Origin of the sequence: Riemerella columbina DSM 16469 (assembly GCF_000374405.1) — a bacterium.
GTDB lineage: Bacteria > Bacteroidota > Bacteroidia > Flavobacteriales > Weeksellaceae > Riemerella > Riemerella columbina.
Map to the genome: position 1 here is coordinate 49,008 of NZ_KB894218.1, position 15,875 is coordinate 64,882.

Annotated in this window: 16 protein-coding genes; all 16 read left to right on the forward strand. The window is 29.9% G+C overall.

What is annotated here, in order from left to right:
• Nucleotides 1–2: 2 nt before the first annotated feature.
• The 16 genes from C237_RS0101620 (at nucleotide 3) to C237_RS0101690 (ending at nucleotide 15,872) form a co-directional block, all read left to right on the forward strand.
• Nucleotides 3–1,790, forward strand: coding sequence for an ABC transporter ATP-binding protein (locus C237_RS0101620; RefSeq protein WP_018674739.1), 1,788 nt, complete (start codon nucleotides 3–5; stop codon nucleotides 1,788–1,790).
• Nucleotides 1,791–1,802: 12 nt separating this feature from the next.
• Nucleotides 1,803–2,909, forward strand: a complete 1,107-nt coding sequence (gene glf, locus C237_RS0101625; protein ID WP_018674740.1) for a UDP-galactopyranose mutase — start codon at nucleotides 1,803–1,805, stop codon at nucleotides 2,907–2,909.
• Nucleotides 2,910–2,934: 25 nt separating this feature from the next.
• A complete protein-coding gene (locus C237_RS0101630; RefSeq protein ID WP_018674741.1) occupies nucleotides 2,935–3,942 on the forward strand; it encodes a WaaS/CpsH family glycosyltransferase in 1,008 nt (335 codons plus the stop codon).
• A gap of 21 nt (nucleotides 3,943–3,963) precedes the next feature.
• Nucleotides 3,964–4,950, forward strand: coding sequence for a glycosyltransferase family 2 protein (locus C237_RS0101635; RefSeq protein ID WP_018674742.1), 987 nt, complete (start codon nucleotides 3,964–3,966; stop codon nucleotides 4,948–4,950).
• A gap of 28 nt (nucleotides 4,951–4,978) precedes the next feature.
• A complete protein-coding gene (locus tag C237_RS0101640; RefSeq protein WP_018674743.1) occupies nucleotides 4,979–5,851 on the forward strand; it encodes a capsular polysaccharide synthesis protein in 873 nt (290 codons plus the stop codon).
• Between the two features lies 1 nt (nucleotide 5,852).
• On the forward strand, nucleotides 5,853–7,016 hold the full coding sequence (locus tag C237_RS0101645; protein WP_018674744.1) for a glycosyltransferase family 4 protein: 1,164 nt from the start codon (nucleotides 5,853–5,855) through the stop codon (nucleotides 7,014–7,016).
• A 1-nt stretch (nucleotide 7,017) separates the two neighbouring features.
• Nucleotides 7,018–8,040, forward strand: a complete 1,023-nt coding sequence (locus C237_RS0101650; protein WP_156809692.1) for a glycosyltransferase family 2 protein — start codon at nucleotides 7,018–7,020, stop codon at nucleotides 8,038–8,040.
• A gap of 142 nt (nucleotides 8,041–8,182) precedes the next feature.
• Complete coding sequence (locus tag C237_RS13565) at nucleotides 8,183–8,632, forward strand: acyltransferase (protein ID WP_018674746.1); 450 nt, start codon at nucleotides 8,183–8,185, stop codon at nucleotides 8,630–8,632.
• Nucleotides 8,605–8,769: a hypothetical protein gene (locus tag C237_RS14880; protein ID WP_245539688.1), complete on the forward strand. Its 165-nt coding sequence runs from the start codon at nucleotides 8,605–8,607 to the stop codon at nucleotides 8,767–8,769. The genes C237_RS13565 and C237_RS14880 overlap by 28 nt, the downstream gene beginning before the upstream one ends.
• Nucleotides 8,753–9,826 (forward strand): DegT/DnrJ/EryC1/StrS family aminotransferase, encoded by a 1,074-nt coding sequence (locus C237_RS0101660; RefSeq protein WP_018674747.1) that lies wholly within the window; start codon nucleotides 8,753–8,755, stop codon nucleotides 9,824–9,826. The genes C237_RS14880 and C237_RS0101660 overlap by 17 nt, the downstream gene beginning before the upstream one ends.
• Nucleotides 9,820–10,416, forward strand: coding sequence for an acetyltransferase (locus tag C237_RS13570; protein WP_051081500.1), 597 nt, complete (start codon nucleotides 9,820–9,822; stop codon nucleotides 10,414–10,416). The genes C237_RS0101660 and C237_RS13570 overlap by 7 nt, the downstream gene beginning before the upstream one ends.
• A gap of 43 nt (nucleotides 10,417–10,459) precedes the next feature.
• Nucleotides 10,460–11,350, forward strand: coding sequence for a glycosyltransferase family 2 protein (locus C237_RS13795; protein WP_018674748.1), 891 nt, complete (start codon nucleotides 10,460–10,462; stop codon nucleotides 11,348–11,350).
• Complete coding sequence (locus tag C237_RS0101675; protein WP_026315427.1) at nucleotides 11,335–12,351, forward strand: glycosyltransferase; 1,017 nt, start codon at nucleotides 11,335–11,337, stop codon at nucleotides 12,349–12,351. Before C237_RS13795 ends, C237_RS0101675 begins: the two co-directional genes overlap by 16 nt.
• The gene (locus C237_RS0101680; protein WP_026315428.1) at nucleotides 12,341–13,498 is read left to right on the forward strand and encodes a glycosyltransferase; all 1,158 of its coding nucleotides are present in this window, start codon (nucleotides 12,341–12,343) and stop codon (nucleotides 13,496–13,498) included. Before C237_RS0101675 ends, C237_RS0101680 begins: the two co-directional genes overlap by 11 nt.
• Nucleotides 13,499–13,503: 5 nt before the next feature.
• A complete protein-coding gene (locus C237_RS0101685; RefSeq protein WP_018674751.1) occupies nucleotides 13,504–14,424 on the forward strand; it encodes a glycosyltransferase family A protein in 921 nt (306 codons plus the stop codon).
• A 2-nt stretch (nucleotides 14,425–14,426) separates the two neighbouring features.
• Entirely contained in the window at nucleotides 14,427–15,872 is a 1,446-nt protein-coding gene (locus tag C237_RS0101690; protein ID WP_018674752.1) for an MBOAT family O-acyltransferase, read from the forward strand.
• The last annotated feature ends 3 nt before the right edge of the window (nucleotides 15,873–15,875 follow it).

A 15,875-nucleotide genomic window follows, 5' to 3' on the forward strand; every position in this document is an offset into this window, starting at 1 on the left:
CAATGTCTGAAAAGAGTAAACAAATATCGACCTTAGGGTTCTTTAACTATTTTAAAAACATTGTAGGGTGGCATATCTACGGATATATCATCCTCAATTTTTTGGTAGGGCTAATGGATGGATTGGGCCTTGCAATGTTCGTTCCTTTATTGAGTATTGCCACAGGCAGTGAAACCAATAATGATTCTCTAGGAAAACTAAAAATACTTGTAGATTTTTTTGAAAAGAATGGAATTGTGCTCAATTTATCTACCGCATTGATCATTATGATTTCTTTGTTTGTACTAAAAGGGATCTTTTTTTACATAAGAACTATCTATTTTACAAAAATAAGATTAGTGGCAATGCGTAAGATAAGGGTTAATTTATTACATGGACTCTCTGATATTTCTTATGAAGGCTTCACACATTTAGATGCGGGTAGAATTCAGAATAATATGATTAACGAAACATCTAGGCTAGTAGGTGCTATGGTGTCATATTTTATGTCTATTCAGCATATTGTAATGTTGCTTACTTATATAATCTTGGCTTTTATATCGAACTGGCAGTTTGCTATAATGGTGGGTATAGGAGGTTTTTTAACAAATGTTTTCTATAAATATATCAACAAGAAAACAAAAGAATATTCTAGAAGCCGAAGTTTAGTAGGACATGATTTTAATGGAAATTTAATTCAGGCGATTAATCATTTTAAATATTTAAAGGCGACCAATGCATTTAAAACTTATGAACGAAAATTAAGAAATAATATTTGGGTTTCAGAAGATATTGATTTTAATATGGGTAAAATTGGAGCCATTGGTGAAAGTTTGAGAGAGCCTATGATTATTATAGTAATTGCAGCTGTGATTTTACTTCAAGTTAATGTCTTAGGAGGTAATTTTGGATCTATTTTAGTGAGTTTACTTTTATTTTATAGAGCTTTGGCTCATTTGGTTTCTATGCAAAACTCTTGGAATAGTTTCGTTGGATTCTCTGCTAGCTTAGAAAGTATAGAGCATATGTTATCTGATTTTAAAAAATTTGAAGAGCCAAAGTATAATGATTTTATAAATAGTATAGAAAAAATAGAAGGAAAAAATATTACGGTAAGTTTTGGAAACCAAAAAGTATTGAAAGGTATTAATATTAGCATACCGGCAAAAACTTCTGTTGCTTTCGTTGGAGAAAGTGGAGCGGGTAAAACTACATTGGCAAATGTACTGTGTGGGTTATTAACTCCAAATAACGGTCAGGTTTTAGTAGGAGATAAGTCGATTTACCATAGTGATCTATCATCTTTTAGAGCTAATGTAGGCTATATAACGCAAGAACCTGTTATTTTTGATGATACCATTTTTAATAATGTTACCCTTTGGGCGGAGAAAACAGAAGAAAATATAGCTAAATTTTGGAAAACGATAGAGCAAGTATCAATGAAAAAATTTGTTTTAGATTTAGAAAATTTAGAAGATACGCGTTTAGGGAACAATGGAATATTGATTTCAGGAGGGCAAAAGCAAAGGATTTCTATTGCGAGAGAGTTGTATAAAGATGTGGAATTATTAGTTATGGATGAGGCAACTTCAGCTCTTGATTCCGAAACTGAACGCTATATAAAAGATAATATAGATATGTTACATGGCAAGTTTTCAATGATTATTATAGCACATAGATTATCAACGATTAAAAATGTGGATACGGTATACTTGTTAGAGGAAGGAGAAATTATATCCTCAGGTAATTTTGAAGATTTAGTAAATAAATCGGACAGATTTAGAAAAATGGTTGAATTACAGGAAGTATAATACACTAAAATAATGGAAAAAAAATACGACTACTTAATAGTTGGAAGCGGTTTATTCGGGGCAGTATTTGCCTATGAGATGACAAAAAAAGGCAAAAAATGTCTTGTTATAGAGCGTCGTGACCATATTGCTGGGAATGTTTACACAGAGAATGTAGAGGGCATAAATGTTCATAAATATGGAGCACACATTTTCCATACGAGTAACAAAGAAGTGTGGGATTATGTTAATTCTTTTGTGGAGTTTAACCGTTATACCAATTCTCCTATTGCAAATTATAAAGGGGATTTATATAATCTACCCTTCAATATGAATACTTTCTATCAACTTTGGGGAGTAAAAACACCAGAAGAAGCTAAAACTAAAATTGAAGAACAAAGGGCTGAATATAAACATATTGTAGAGCCTAAAAATTTGGAAGAACAAGCTTTAGTTTTAGGTGGTAAAGATATTTATGAAAAATTGATAAAAGGATATACAGAAAAACAATGGGGGAGACCGGCAACTGAAATTCCAGCATTTATTATTAGAAGACTACCATTTAGATTTACTTTTGATAATAATTATTTTAATGATACCTATCAAGGAATTCCCAAAGGTGGATATACTTTACTAATAGAAAAAGTGCTAGAAGGCATTGAAGTAAGGCTTAATACAGATTATTTTGATGATAAAGAAAACTGGGATGCTATCGCAAAAACTATTGTATATACTGGTAAGATAGATGAGTTTTTTGGTTTCCAGTTTGGAGCATTGGATTATCGAAGTTTAAGGTTTGAAACCGAAGTTTTAGACGAACCCAATTATCAAGGTAATGCTGTAGTAAATTATACAGAGCGTGATATTCCTTTTACAAGGATTATAGAGCATAAACATTTTGAATTTGGTACGCAGCCTAAAACAATTATTACTAGGGAATATCCACAGGATATGACAGAGGGACAAGAAGCCTATTATCCTATTAATGATGAAAAAAACCAAGCATTATATCATCAGTATAAATCGTTAGCAGACCAGTATGAAAATATTATTTTTGGAGGTAGGTTAGCAGAGTATAAATATTATGATATGCACCAAGTGGTAGCAAAAGCATTGGAAGTGGTAGAAGCAATTAAATGAAGATTAATTTAATATTTTTTATTTAATGAAAAAAAAGCTAATTATATTGAATGAATCTGGACTTAATAATATTTATACCGAGTCTTTTGAAAAAGAAGGATTTGAAGTTTACTCACTTCTTAAAGATCCATTTGTATACAAAAAAAATTTAAAAACTAAATTCTTAAATATTTTTCATCGTATTTTTTTGAATGATAAAGACTTTTATACAAAAGATTATTTTAAAAAGTTAAACCAAGTAATCTATCGTAGATTAAAAAATATTAATACAAAGATTGATTATGCTCTAATATTTAGAGCAGACTACTATTCGAAAAAAAACATCAAATTATTAAGAAAACTTTCTACAAAATTAGTTGCATATCAATATGATGGATGGAAAGTTTCTAGTGGTATTCTACGCTATAAAAATATTTTTGATAAAATTTTCTTTTTTGACATCACTGATTTGAAAGAGTTTGGAGAAGATTCACTTTTTTTAACCAATTGCTATTTTAATGATAAAAATATAGATAATCTTATAAATGAATATGATTTGTTTTATATTGGAACGGGAACAAGTACACGGATCAAATACGCAGAGAATTTATCCGAAAAATTAAAGTATTATAATATAAAAATAATATTTAAAATACCAAAGTATAGAGCAGAAAAAGACTTAGGGTATATTAAGTTTACTCATCGTAGCTTGTCATATCATGAAAATATTAATTTATTAAAAAAGTCAATGTGTATATTAGATATTAAATTTGAATATCATAATGGGCTTTCTTTTCGATTCTTTGAGGCATTATATTATAAAAAGAAACTAATTACAAATAATCAATCAGTCAAAGGTTATGATTTTTACCACCCCAATAATATATTTATTACAGATTTTGAAAATTTAGAGGGTATTGAAGAGTTTATGGAAAAACCATATATTGATATTGATCAAGATATAGTAGAAAAATATAGTTTCGTTAATTGGTATAAATATATATTTGGTATAGCTCCTTTTATAGAAATAACAAATCCTAAATTAATAAACTAAAAAAATAAATACAATTTATTGATGAAAAAAATATTAACCCTTATAGTTCCGATATATAATACAGAAGAATATTTGCCAAAATGTTTGGACTCACTTATCATTAAAGAAGAACTGATGACTCGTTTAGATGTTCTATTGATTATAGATGGAAGTCCTGATAATGCTATCTCTATCGCAAAAGAATATGAGCAAAAATACCCACAAACATATAGGGTCATTAGCAAAGAAAATGGCGGTTATGGTTCGGTGTTAAGTAGAGGTATTAAAGAAGCTACAGGAAAATATTGTAAGGTATTAGACTCAGATGATTGGTATGATAATGCAGCCTTTGAAGCTTTTGTTAGTCAATTAACCCAATTAGATACGGATGTAGTGGTAACGGATTATGTGAAAGAATATATTTTTGAGAATCGCTCCGAGTTATTAAGTTTATCGGAGGTGCAGCCTAATAAAAAATATGATTTAGACCAAGAAATTGCTAATTTAGATAGCAGTACTTTTGTGATGCATAGGCTGGCTTACAAAACGGAAGTTATAAGAAAAGCAAAAATAGATTTTCCTGAAAAGATTTTCTATACAGACACATTATTTGCGTTATTACCACTTCTTTTTGCTAAAGATTTGTACTATATCAATGTTCCTTTGTATAGGTATTTAATAGGTAGAGATGGTCAGACAGTAGCTCCCGCTACTATAAGAAAAAACCGAAAAGGGGTTGAAACTGTAATTAAATATTTATATGAAAAATATCTTTTACATAAAGAGCAAATGTCTGAAAGTAAAAAGAAATATATTCTTTCTTCTATAGATGTATTTTTTCAAATGTATTATAGAATTCTTGTACATTTAAACTTTTCGGATGCTAAAAGAGAATTAAAAGAGTGGCATTCTTTTATAAAGAATACTCCCGATTATAAAGTGTTTTCTAAAACCAAGCTGGTAAGGTACTATGACGCTCTACCATATTTTATTTTTAGGTATACTTCTTTTGTTTGGAGAGATAAATAATTTTATATTTTAATTAAAAAATTTAAAAATGCTTAACACCATAGCTTTAAAATTAAAAAAACTATTTCCCAATACATACCAAAACCTACTAAATATAAAACAAGGGAGATATAACTATACTTTTAAAAAAGAAAAATATCCCCATAGTTTTTTGGTAAATACACCAGTTTCTGAGTATAAGGAAAAGCCAGCACCAGAGGTTATTTATTGTTTTTGGACAGGGAATAATCCCTTAACAGAAAACAGGAAAAAAGGATTAGAAGCATTAGAAAAAAATGCAGGTATTCCCGTAAAACTCATTACACCTAAAAACTTACCTGATTATATTAAAAGCGATACCCCTCTGCATAAAGGGTATGAATTATTAAGTTTAGTTCATCGTGCGGATTATTTGCGTTGTTATTTTATGCATCATTATGGAGGAGGCTATGCCGATATTAAGCCTTTTGAAAAGTCTTGGAAGTCAGCGTTTAAAAAAATTAACTCTAATAAAAATAAATATATATTAGGTTATCCAGAACTTCTTTATGGAGGTATTGCTCCACTTGAGGCAAATTTTTTACAGCCCGCAGATTTAGAAACTAAGAAAGGACAACAGCAATTATATAAGGATTTGGTAAAATACACACCATTATTGATAGGCAATTGTTCTTATATTTGTAAACCATATTCACCTATTACTACAGAGTGGTATAGAGAGTTACACTCAAGAATGGACGAATGTTACGATATTCTGCTATCTTCCAATAGTGAAAATGAATCTTTAGGATATGAAGATAAACACTATCCGATCCCATATTTTTATCTATTGGGACAAATTTTTCATCCGATTATCCTAAAATATCATAAACATGTTTTGAGAGATAAGAGATTATTACCTATTTTAAAAAATTATAGATAAAATGAATATTGTTTACTTTTTTCCAAGTCTAAAAGATGCTGCAGGTACGGAGCGTATGCTAAATGTCAAAGCAAACTATTTAGCAGAGGTTTTAGGCTACCAGGTAACCATTATTACATATAGGCAATACGATGATCCTGTATTTTTTAAATTCAGTGATAAGATAAATATTATACATCTCAATATTCCAGACCCTACACGAGAACTAAAAGGCTTACCTCCCGCAGAGAAAAAAAGGCTGTATAAAAGCTTTATGACCACATATCGTCAAAAAGTAGAAGACTATCTCCATCATAACCCTACGGATATTGCAATTTCAATGTATTTTGGAGCAGAGCATAAATTTTTACCTCTTATAAAAGATGGAAGTAAAAAAATAATGGAATATCACTTTCACTTTGATATAACACCGTTTAGTAAAATATTAAAAGCTCCATGGTCTCTAAAAAATCTTAAAGCAAAAATTTTAACAAAATTATTCCAAAGAACATTGAATAAATTTGATAAAATAGTAGTACTTACCGAGGAAGATGAAAAAGAGTGGAGTAAGTATTTTAAAAATGTGACCAATATTCCTAATCCTATAACTATTAAGCCTATAGCAGCTGATTATAGAGTTAAAAAAGTACTATCAGTAGGGCGATTCACATATCAAAAAGGATTAAATTATTTGATTGATGCATGGGCGATTGTAAGTGAAAAATTTCCAGATTGGCAATTGGATATTTATGGTCATGGCGAGTTAGAAGATGAATTACGCAACCAAACTAGAAAGTTGGACTTAGAAAAAAGTATTACGATCCATCCACCAAGTAAGGCTATTAATGAAGTTTATGCACAATATTCTATCTTTGCATTGAGTTCAAGGTTTGAAGGATTTCCTTTGGTTCTTATAGAATCTATAGCCTCTGGCTTAGTTCCTGTAGCCTTTGCTTGCAAAAATGGACCTAAGCAGTTGTTGGGAAACAATCTGCTGAAGGATGGTTTAGTAGAACCATATAATATAGAAATGTTTGCAGAAAAGTTAATGATATTAATGGAAAATGAAACATTGAGAAAAGAAATGTCAGAAGAAGCGCTTAGAGTTTCAAAACGATACGAAATGTCTAATATTATGAAAAAATGGGAAGGATTATTTGATGATTTAATTGGTAAAAGAAAATAATATGACTATTCTAATAAAGAGTTTTTATCGCCCTTACTTGCTGGATAGATGCTTAAAAAGTATTTATACTAGAGTGACTGATATAGATAATATAGAAATTATAATATTAGATGATGGTACGCCCGATAAATATTTAGATAAGATTAAAGCAAAATACCCTAAAGTTTCTTTTGAATACTCACGATATAGAACGGAAAAGATTGATAAAATTACTAGGCATTTAAAAGGAGAAGAAAATTACTATGATATAAGGATACCAACCGATTTATGGTATAATGCGGTTGCAAAGGCATCCGACATTTTGATTCTTACAGAGGATGATGTTTGGCTTATTGATGATTTTGATATGGGATTTTATACTCAAGAAATGAATAAATACAATATTCATTTGTTAAAGCTTGGACGGATTCTTAATAAAGATACAAAGTATATCAAAAATCAAAAACTGACGGATAAAATATCATATCATAGCCCTAAATATATTATTAAATCATCTAAATTTTACAAACTTTTGCTAAGAAATAGTTTTGGGTTAAAAGATATCTTGGAAAAGTTACACTTATTACCAGAAGGTTGGAGAAAGCAATTGTGGACGATGTATGATATCCCAATGGGAATGTATAAAAAAGATTATTTAAAGTTTTTATGGAAAGATCAATATAAAAGAGTAGTTGAAGACTTACAGTTGTCCAATGCTGTAGATTGGGATTTAAATTATTCTAAAAAAAGAAATGAGGCAAAATATAAGTATACTTTACTTAATACTCGTGCAATGGTAACTTCATATAGAAGTTCAGCATCGTTTAATGCCTTTAATATTGATGAAAATTTTGATATGGTAAAATTTAATCATATTCTTAATGAATTATGGTATAAAGATCTATTTGATAGCTTTGAAAACTATCCAAACGATTTCTCTATTGACTACATCTATAAAGTTTTAATTGAGAATGAAAACCAGAAATTTGCAGATCAGTGGAAGAAATGGACACAAAGCTTTATTGAAATGCATAAAGATTCCTAGGTATTTTTAATATTAGATGTGTATTAATTCAATATTTTTTTATAAATAATAATTTTATAGGTTCTAAAACCTCTTTTATTTAAGGCAGTACTGCTAGTCCATTATAATTTAATATCTTTGCTCCAGATTATAGTCAATTCTAATGAAAAATATTATGCTTAAACTTTTAAATTATTTTTATAAAATTTTAAAATATGCTGAAAAAGAGGAAAATAAAAAAAAAATTTTTCAGCACAAAGATACTCAAATCCATTCCTCATTTAGGTTAGGAAATGGAAATATTTTAGATATTTATCCCCACTCAAGAATCAGTATAGCAAAAGGAGTCTGTATAAATCAAAATAATTTTATAACAATAAAAAAAAATGCTGAATTTATTGTAGGTGAAGACACATACATAACTCGGGCTACTATTTCTTGTTTGGAAAAAATATCTATTGGAAAAAATTGCATTTTAGGAGAGGGACTAAAGATTTTTGACCATAATCATAAGTATATAAAACAGCCTTTTAATATCTCTAAAACCGAATTTAATACAGCCCCTGTAAAAATAGGAAATAATGTGTGGACTGGACTAATTGTATTATTTTGAAGGGTGTAACTATAGGGGATAATTCTATCATTGGTGCGGGATGTATTATCTATAAAGATGTACCAGCGAATAGTATTATTATCAACAAACAAGAACTTTTAGATATAAATAATCGTCATAATGTTAAATGTAACTAAAACATATTTACCTCCCATAGAAGAGTACATTGCAAATCTGCAAGAAGCTTATGATAGGGTTTGGCTTACTAATCGGGGGCATTTAGTTTTAAAACTTGAAAAAGAGTTAAAACAATATCTTGATATTAATAACTTGATATTAACAGCCAATGGAACACTTCCTTTACAAATTGCAATAAAAGCATTGGGCTTAGAAGGAGAAGTCATAACGACGCCATTTAGTTATGTTGCCACTACATCATCAATTGTTTGGGAGGGCTGTAAACCGATATTTGTAGATATTGAGTCTGACTATCTGACTATAGACCCAAAAAAAATAGAAAAGGCTATAACACCAAAAACATCAGCAATATTAACTACACATGTATTTGGTAACCCATGTGATGTAGAAGCAATAGATAAAATTGCTAAAAAGCATAATCTAAAAGTAATATATGATGCAGCACATGCGTTTGCAGTCAACTACAAAGGACGAAGTCTGCTAAGCTATGGTGATGTAAGTACATGTAGTTTTCATGCAACAAAAATTTTTCATTGTGGAGAGGGAGGATGTATGATAGCAAACAACGAAGTGGTAGCTCAACGTTTGTTTAAAATGCATAATTTTGGACATGAAACACCGGTCACTTTTGATGGAGTGGGGATTAATGCAAAAATGAGTGAGTTACAAGCTGCTATGGGACTAGCAGTATTTAATCATCTCGAAGAAATATTATCTAGTAGAAAAAAAGCAGTTGAACTCTATACAGAATTATTAAAAGATATAAATATTAAATTATTGAAAATTAGGAGTGAAACGGAATGGAATTACCATTATTTTCCTGTAATATTTGAAACGGAGGAGATTTTATTGACAGTACAAAAATCTTTGAATAATAAAAATATTTTTCCAAGAAGGTATTTTTATCCGAGTCTAAATACATTAAATTATGTAGCATCTAGTAGAATGCCAGTTTCAGAGGATATTTGTAAAAGAATACTATGTTTACCTTTATCAACGGATATAGACTTGCAAGATATAGAAATTATAACCAAAATTATTAGAAAATCATGTTAATTATAGGAGCGAAGGGGCTAGCAAAAGAATTGTTAGAAATATATCATAAGAATGAATATAGTAGAGATATTTACTTTTATGACGATATAAATTTGGAAATCGGAGACTATTTATTTGATCAGTTCAGAATTTTAAAAAACGAGAAGTCGGTAAAAGATGTATTAGGCGAAAATTTTAATTTTATTATAGGAATAGGAAATCCTTTTCTAAGAAAAAAGATGTATGAAAAATTTATTACTTTGGGCGGGAATATGGTTTCTCTTATAAGTAGCAATGCAGATGTTGGAAGTTTTGATAATCACATTGAAGAAGGAGTAACGGTTACTTCTGGATGTATAATTACAAATAGTGTTAAAATAGGGAAAGGAACTTTAATTAATTTGGGATGTACAATCGGACATGATACAGTTATAAAAGATTTTGTAGAAGTATGTCCAAATGTTAGTATCTCTGGTAGATGCCATATCGGTGAAAATGTTTTTATAGGAACGGGCTCTGTGATACTTCCTGGTATTGAGATTGGAGATAATTCTGTCATTGCGGCAGGTTCAAGCGAATACATTGGTTGCTGGTGTACCAGCTGTATTTAAAAAGAGACTATATTAGGATTTATTGATAAAATATTTAGAACCTATGAATTATGCTGTGGCTCCTGTAAGTGTGGTAATGATAACATATGGTCATGAAAAATATATATCTAAGGCCATTGAAGGGGTTTTTATTCAGAAAACAAATTTCCCTATAGAATTTATTATAGCTAATGATAATTCTCCAGACAATACAGATGAGGTTGTAAGGAATATGATAACTAAATCTCCTGATCATATCCATGTTAGATATACTAAACATGAGGAAAATAAAGGTATGATGGGAAATTTTATCTGGGCATTACAGCAAGCTAAAGGAAAATATATTGCTTATTTTGATGGGGATGATTATTGGATTGATGAATATAAACTCCAAAAGCAATATGATTTTATGGAGGCAAATCCAGAATATGCTATATGCTGTCACAATTTCAAAGGACAATTAGGAGATGATATTATTGAGACTACTTTTATAGATAAAATAGATACGAATAATTCTTTCGATATTATTGATCTTACAAAGAAAAATTTCATTCCGACACTAAGTTCGTTTTTTAGAAATATACCTATTGAATTTCCAGAATGGATGCTTAAATCACCTTTAGGCGATTTGTTTTTATTTCTAAATATTTCTAAATATGGAAAAATAAAATGTTTAAATGAAAAAATGGGAGTATATAGAATGAATGTGGGGGTTTGGAATGGTAAAAAAAGGAACTATAAAAAATTATCTAAATTGTACTATTCTCTTGCAAAGCATTTTAATGATACAGAAAATGTTTCTAAAAGCTTATTGATTCAGAGTGAGAATTATTTTTTATATCATTTTATCCAAATGGATATAAAAAGTTTATTAATTAATGATGAATTTAAAAAACTTAGTATTAAAAGAAAATTAAAAATAATTTTTAAAAAAATTAGATGGACATTTTCATAAAATCCTATAATCGTCCCTATTATTTAGATAGATGCATTAGCTCCGTTTTAAAAATGTTAGATGGAGACTACAATATTGTAGTTCTAGATGATGGTACGCCTGAAAAATATCTTAAAAAAATACAACAAAAATACCCAACAATATGTATTAAAACATCAAAAAGATATGATGAAAAAATAAAATCGGTAGAAGAGAATATTTTATCAGGTAAGCCAATAGACGGTTTTACTATTCCTACGGATTTGTGGTTCAATGCTGTAAAGAATGGTTCAGAATACTGTATTATAACAGAGGATGACGTTTGGTTTACGAAACCAATTAATATTGATGTTTTGCAAGAAAAGGCTAAAAAGCATAACATATCTTTACTTAAAGTGGGTTGGCTACATAATACACAAGATGATCAATATATACATATAAATAATATAGATCAGCAGCTTGAAAATAATATTCCCAAGACCCTCTTCACGGGTTCAAAATGGCTAATGGATTTGTTCTTTTATAATAAGTATAAGTTTTTTTCTATAGCATATAAGTTAGGTATCTTTGATAATTATACCAAAAGAAAATATTGGGTGCTCAACTCTATTTTAATGGGATTTTGGAAAAAAGACTATTGGTTAGAAGTATGGAAAGATGCCAAAGGTAAAGTAGATGAAAAACAACAACTAAGAAACGCCGCTGCATATTATCATAAGCGTAGAAAAAACCCTAACTTTGTTGCAAGACTAAATCAAGAGGCGATGAAAACTACTTTTCAGAGTTCGGCAACTAATTCTTATCACGAATACGGCTATAATTTCGATGTTAATTATTTTAATTATCTAATGAATGAAGCCTGGTATAATGATAAGCTGGATAGTATGCAAAACTACCCTAATGATTTTTCAATAGAATATTTCGAATCCTTCTTTGATGATAAAATAGATAAAAAAGAATTTAGAAACTGGGTAGAACAGTTTAAAAATCAATATAGAAATTTAGGATGCAATGTCGAGTAACAAAAAAATAAAAATACTTTTTCGGCTTCGTTCATTAGAAATGGGCGGCGTGCCGAGAGTTGTATTAGATTTACTTAGAAATTTACCAAAAGATAAATTTGATATTACCTTGATGCTCAATCTTTTTCAAGGAGAATTGACTAGTGAAATCCCTAAAGATATTAAACTAATTGTTATTGCTAAAGGGAGAGAGCAGATGTCATCTAATCCTATTTTACAAAAAATTCAATTAGGAATTAGAAGATTAAAATTGGAATTTTACGATAAATTTCCGTCTATATTATATGCTTTTAAGGTTAAAGACCAATACGATATTGAAGTTTCACCAGGGTACGCCGAGTTTGAAATGGTACTAAGCTCACCAAATAAAAAATCTAAAAAAGTTGGTTGGTTTCATACCGATGTCAGTTATGATAAAGACAAGGCTCGTGTCCAAAAGCGGATAGAACTAATGAAACGCTTCGATTGGATGATTTTTGGAGCGAAACAAACCAGACAAGTTATAGAAGATTTATACGGCGTAAGTTACCCTAATAGTTCCGTGATTTACAATGTCATAAAACTTTCCGAAGCCCGAGAAAAAGCAAACGCTTTCCCTATAAATTATGATACCAAGCCTGTTTTTTCCTCAATGGGAAGACTCCATAGCAGAAAAGGATACAGTACTTTGGCAAAAGTTCATAAAAGACTTTTAGACGAAGGGCTAATACATTCTATAGCAGTAATTGGTGGGGGAAATGAAATGCAGAATTTACAAAATCAGTGCAAAGAATTAGGAATTGAGAAGACATTTCTCCTATTAGATAGTCAGAAAAATCCTTGGCCTTATATACAGGCATCAGATTATTTTGTTTTGCCCTCTCGTTCAGAGAGTTATCCTTTAACCATAGGCGAAGTAATGGGATTGCACAAACCTATTATATCTACCAATGTAGGAGGTATTCCCGAAATGATAGATGATGGCGTAGATGGAGTTTTGGTAAACTATGATGAAGACGAAATTTTTGAGGCAATGAAAAAATTCCTTACCGAACCTGATTTTGTAGAAAACATAAAACAAGGCACTCAAAAAGCAGATGAAAAATTTGATGAAAGAAAAATTTATGAGCAAGTCACCGAAGTATTTGAGCAGGTTCTAAAAATATAGTTTTTATGGGAAATTCATTAAAAATAACAATATTAACCCCAACATATAATCGAGCCCATACATTGCCTCGTGTTTATGAGTCTTTAAAAAAACAAACTTTTAAAGACTTTAAATGGATTATTTTAGATGATGGTTCTACGGATAACACAAAGGATGTGGTACAAAGTTTTCAACAAGAAAATCCTTTTGAAATTGAATATTATCAATACCCTAATAGGCATAAGTTTTTAACCGTTTTGGAAGGAATTAGAATGGTAGAAACGCCTTATCATATGGTGGTAGACTCCGATGATTCTTACCCAGAAAAATCCTTAGAGTTACTATATGAAGAAGCAGAGCAATTAGAAGATAAAAATTCTTTTATAGGTATTATGGGACTATCCGTAGATGAGCAAGGCAAAATAGTGGGAGACTCATATCCAAACAAAGGGTTTGATGGCAGCATACTTGATATGAGATATAAGTATCGTGTGAGAGGTGATAAGTTTGGAATTTTCTTTTCTGATAACTATTTAAAATATCTTCAAGACAAAGATTATTCTAAGTATGAAGCCAAAGGTTACATTCCTCAAAGTGTAATTTTTAATGATTATGATGCTAAAGGCTTAAAAACTAGATTTATAAATAAAGTTACAAGAGTCTATCATAAAGACGAGGGCGATAACGATTCTGTTTCTAATACCCGTTGGACAGGTAAAAATGTTTTTGGACTTCGTGAGGGACACATCTCATTTCTAAACTCTTATGGTTCAAAGCTTTTCAGCTATCCAAAGGCATTGTTAAGAAATATCATTGGTTATCAGTTTTATTCATTTAAAAATGGAAATAAACTTTCAGAAATTATGACTGATATAAAGCATCCTGTAATAAAAGTAATAAGTTGGGCTATATTGCCACTAAGTTTTGTTTATCATAAAATGAAATAAGTATGCTTTTCAACTCCATAGAATTCGCAATATTTTTACCAATAGTATTTATATTATATTGGTTTATATTTAGAAAAAATCTTAAACTACAGAATCTTTTTGTAGTTATTGTAAGCTATATTTTTTATGGTTGGTGGGATTGGCGGTTTTTATTTTTAATATTGTTCAGTACTATTTTGGATTATACTTTAGGGCGATTGTTGGACGATGAGGATAATTTAAAAAAGCGTAAATTATTAATTACAATAAGTATTGTTGTTAATTTAGGGTTTTTAGGATTTTTTAAATATTATAATTTTTTTATCGATAATTTTATTGCCGCATTTACCTTTTTTGGTCATAAACCTAATATTCATACTTTAAATATTTTACTTCCCGTTGGAATTAGTTTTTATACTTTTCAAACCCTGAGCTACACGATAGATGTTTACAAAAAGAAATTGCAGCCTACTAAAGATTTTATAGCGTTCTCTGCATTTGTGAGTTTCTTTCCTCAATTAGTAGCAGGTCCTATTGAGCGTGCGAGTCATTTATTACCGCAGTTTTATAAAAAAAGAGAGTTCGATTACAATTTAGCAGTAGATGGATTGCGCCAAATGCTTTGGGGCTTTTTTAAGAAAATGGTAATTGCGGATAATTGTGCTATTTACGCCAATCAAATTTTCGCTCATTATGATACTTCCTCAGGGAGTACATTGCTATTAGGGGCTATATTTTTTACTTTTCAAATATATGGAGACTTTTCTGGGTATTCAGATATAGCAATTGGTTGCTCTCGTTTATTTGGGTTTGATTTAATGAAAAACTTTGCCTATCCATATTTTTCTAGAGATGTAGCAGAATTTTGGAGAAGGTGGCATATTTCGCTTTCTACTTGGTTTAGAGATTATTTATATATTCCACTTGGAGGAAGTAGAGGGGGCAATTGGATGAGAATTAGAAACACATTTATTATCTTTATAGTTAGTGGCTTTTGGCATGGTGCTAATTGGACTTTTATAGTTTGGGGATTTCTGAATGCTTTGTTTATTATGCCATCTATAATTCTAAAAACAAATAGGAATAATCTAGAAGTTGTAGCACTAAACCGTTTGATTCCTTCATTAAGAGATACCTTAAATATTCTATTAACTTTTTTTCTCATGGTATTGGCTTGGATCTTCTTCCGTGCGGAAAGCGTTACACAGGCATTTAGCTATATTTTAGGAATATTTAAGCCTTCGCTACTAAGTACTCCCAGCTTAAATAAAGCAGCTTTGGCAACCTTAATATTAGTTGCTTTCTTATTAGTAATTGAGTGGATTGGTAGGGATAATAATTATGCCTTAGAACATTTTTTGCTTAGAAAAAGCAGACTCATAAGGTGGAGCTTTTACTCATTTTTAATAATGATCATTATACTTTTTATGCAAACAAATGAAACGCCATTTATTTATTTTCAATTTTAGATA

What these genes read in the sequence shown, in the direction of transcription:
- C237_RS0101680 (WP_026315428.1), top strand. Translation starts at nt 12,341, where the DNA reads ATGTCGAGTAACAAAAAAATAAAAATACTTTTTCGGCTTCGTTCATTA.
- C237_RS0101660 (WP_018674747.1), top strand. Translation starts at nt 8,753, where the DNA reads ATGTTAAATGTAACTAAAACATATTTACCTCCCATAGAAGAGTACATT.
- glf (WP_018674740.1), top strand. Translation starts at nt 1,803, where the DNA reads ATGGAAAAAAAATACGACTACTTAATAGTTGGAAGCGGTTTATTCGGG.
- C237_RS0101620 (WP_018674739.1), top strand. Translation starts at nt 3, where the DNA reads ATGTCTGAAAAGAGTAAACAAATATCGACCTTAGGGTTCTTTAACTAT.
- C237_RS0101645 (WP_018674744.1), top strand. Translation starts at nt 5,853, where the DNA reads ATGAATATTGTTTACTTTTTTCCAAGTCTAAAAGATGCTGCAGGTACG.
- C237_RS0101675 (WP_026315427.1), top strand. Translation starts at nt 11,335, where the DNA reads ATGGACATTTTCATAAAATCCTATAATCGTCCCTATTATTTAGATAGA.
- C237_RS13565 (WP_018674746.1), top strand. Translation starts at nt 8,183, where the DNA reads ATGAAAAATATTATGCTTAAACTTTTAAATTATTTTTATAAAATTTTA.
- C237_RS0101630 (WP_018674741.1), top strand. Translation starts at nt 2,935, where the DNA reads ATGAAAAAAAAGCTAATTATATTGAATGAATCTGGACTTAATAATATT.
- C237_RS0101685 (WP_018674751.1), top strand. Translation starts at nt 13,504, where the DNA reads ATGGGAAATTCATTAAAAATAACAATATTAACCCCAACATATAATCGA.
- C237_RS0101640 (WP_018674743.1), top strand. Translation starts at nt 4,979, where the DNA reads ATGCTTAACACCATAGCTTTAAAATTAAAAAAACTATTTCCCAATACA.
- C237_RS0101690 (WP_018674752.1), top strand. Translation starts at nt 14,427, where the DNA reads ATGCTTTTCAACTCCATAGAATTCGCAATATTTTTACCAATAGTATTT.
- C237_RS0101635 (WP_018674742.1), top strand. Translation starts at nt 3,964, where the DNA reads ATGAAAAAAATATTAACCCTTATAGTTCCGATATATAATACAGAAGAA.
- C237_RS13570 (WP_051081500.1), top strand. Translation starts at nt 9,820, where the DNA reads ATGTTAATTATAGGAGCGAAGGGGCTAGCAAAAGAATTGTTAGAAATA.
- C237_RS0101650 (WP_156809692.1), top strand. Translation starts at nt 7,018, where the DNA reads ATGACTATTCTAATAAAGAGTTTTTATCGCCCTTACTTGCTGGATAGA.
- C237_RS13795 (WP_018674748.1), top strand. Translation starts at nt 10,460, where the DNA reads ATGAATTATGCTGTGGCTCCTGTAAGTGTGGTAATGATAACATATGGT.